A 1,781-nucleotide genomic window follows, 5' to 3' on the forward strand; every position below is an offset into this window, starting at 1 on the left:
CTCTACATAATCAATAACCTTTTTCCATGCCCGGTTCTTGGGGGAATAGGTCTGCAGATGGTAAACAAAGAACATCATGCTTTGCCTCCTTTCTCATTAAAGGTGATGTTGACTGTCCCACCATTGACATAGATGGAAATGGATTTGTCGCTACGTGCTGCACGGATACGTTTACGTCCTGCGCACAGTTCAACACCCAGCTGGGCAAACAGTTCTTGAACCTTCTCTGCGGATACATAGCGTCCGCGAGCGCTTTGAGATTGTTTTGTCATAATGAAGAGCATTTAAAATAAAACAATATGTTATTAAAGACGGGAAAGGGAACTTTCTCCAAAAAACTGGAAAACTTATAAACAAAGAAAGTTCCGCTTTCCCGTTGCTCTTCACCTTGACAAGGCAGTGGGTGCATTAACACTCCACACGGGGGTCGGAACTATAGAATACCATTGGGCAGAAAAAATGCCAACGGCAAAAGTTGGCGAACAGTCTCGCCTTGTCAAAATGCAGAGCACTGCAAAGATGCAGGTTTATTTTGAAATGGCAAAAGAAAAACGGAGATTTTTTTGTTTGCTGTATAATCGAAAACATTTTATTAATACTTCTACAATCATTTGCTTTAATGAAGTAGATAATGAAGATACTCCAGCTTGTGAATAGAGTAAGTTTTAGATTGTTATTACCTTGTTGAAATTTATGGAACTTTTTTCTGGAACAATACAATTATCAGAGAATATCATATACTCTTGCCCTTTTCCAACTGTAGCCGCACTATAATTTAGAGAATATTCGTACATTCGGAATTTTAAATAAAGGTCAAGAATAAAATCTTCTTTATCATAAGTTACCACCCACTTTATATTTTCTAATCCTGCGATTGCATTATAAATATCTCTATGGTCTTGGTCATCATAATAATTCATATAGAGACCCTTACCTTTTTTGTAGTAAGGTGGATCAAAGTAAAACAAGGAATTATTTGGTAGATTACTCTGTAGATTATGAATTAACTCTACTGCATCTAAATTATGCAATTCAATTTTGTCTTTATATAAAGCTATTAATTTAATACGTTTTTTCAAATCATCAGAATTATAACGAGCATCAATTAAATAATTCCCAGTTTGATTAAGCCCACCGATAACTCCCCCTTTTATAATACCGGAACGATTTGTCCTATTTAAAAAGAAAGTCGAAAATCCTAAAGATAATAGTTCGGCATTAGTTTTGTTTTTTTGAATTTCTCTTTGTTCATACCAAGTATCAATCGTGATAGGAGTATTTTCTATTAGCTGGCAGAATTCATCTGTATAATTTAAAATAGAATACCAAAAAGCAAATAATGAGCGATCTTTATCATTTATAATAATTTGATTGGCAACCCCGTTAATTAACAAAGAAAGAGCTATGGAACCTCCGCCAACATAGGGTTCTATATAGGTTCCCCCTATTAAATTATTTGCAACAAATAATTCAGAAAAGAAAGAAGATATCTTTCCTTTTCCTCCAGGGTATCTAAGTGGCGAGTAACGCATCATATAATTATTCTGATTCTATTTGAGACCACAAAGTTACCATAAAATCCTGAATATTATCCCAAGTTGTTTGAATATCTATTGGCACAGGGGAAAGTTTGTTACTATGTACATAAGCATTCATTGTATCCACTCCCCAAATAGAATTACGTTCTTTGGTTAATAATTTTACTAGGGTGTCCAGTTTGTTGTACCAATTTTAGCTCACTTTCCTAAGCGTTTTGGTTCGTTCTGTAACCCAGTTTTTGG

The 1,781-nt window shown here is 34.8% G+C and carries 3 protein-coding genes; 1 reads left to right on the forward strand and 2 read right to left on the reverse strand.

Going from position 1 to position 1,781, the window contains the following annotated elements; genetic code table 11:
* Window positions 1–74: 74 nt before the first annotated feature.
* Complete coding sequence (locus ABUA47_RS24515) at window positions 75–272, reverse strand: hypothetical protein (RefSeq protein WP_227239044.1); 198 nt, start codon at window positions 270–272, stop codon at window positions 75–77.
* A gap of 127 nt (window positions 273–399) precedes the next feature.
* Here ABUA47_RS24515 and ABUA47_RS24520 point away from each other — a divergent pair, with 127 nt between their 5' ends.
* A complete protein-coding gene (locus ABUA47_RS24520) occupies window positions 400–657 on the forward strand; it encodes a hypothetical protein (protein WP_349832263.1) in 258 nt (85 codons plus the stop codon).
* A gap of 8 nt (window positions 658–665) precedes the next feature.
* Here ABUA47_RS24520 and ABUA47_RS24525 read toward each other — a convergent pair whose 3' ends face one another.
* Window positions 666–1,535 carry a DNA adenine methylase gene (locus ABUA47_RS24525; RefSeq protein ID WP_005829044.1) on the reverse strand — a complete coding sequence of 290 codons (870 nt, stop codon included), beginning with the start codon at window positions 1,533–1,535 and terminating at the stop codon, window positions 666–668.
* Between the last annotated feature and the right edge of the window lie 246 nt (window positions 1,536–1,781).

Source organism: Bacteroides sp. RTP31139st1_H2_RTP31139_211217 (assembly GCF_040227615.1).
GTDB classification, from domain to species: domain Bacteria; phylum Bacteroidota; class Bacteroidia; order Bacteroidales; family Bacteroidaceae; genus Bacteroides; species Bacteroides uniformis.

Excerpts from the sequence above, each read along its gene's own strand:
- ABUA47_RS24515 (WP_227239044.1), bottom strand. The coding sequence starts at position 272 with ATGACAAAACAATCTCAAAGCGCTCGCGGACGCTATGTATCCGCAGAG.
- ABUA47_RS24525 (WP_005829044.1), bottom strand. The coding sequence starts at position 1,535 with ATGATGCGTTACTCGCCACTTAGATACCCTGGAGGAAAAGGAAAGATA.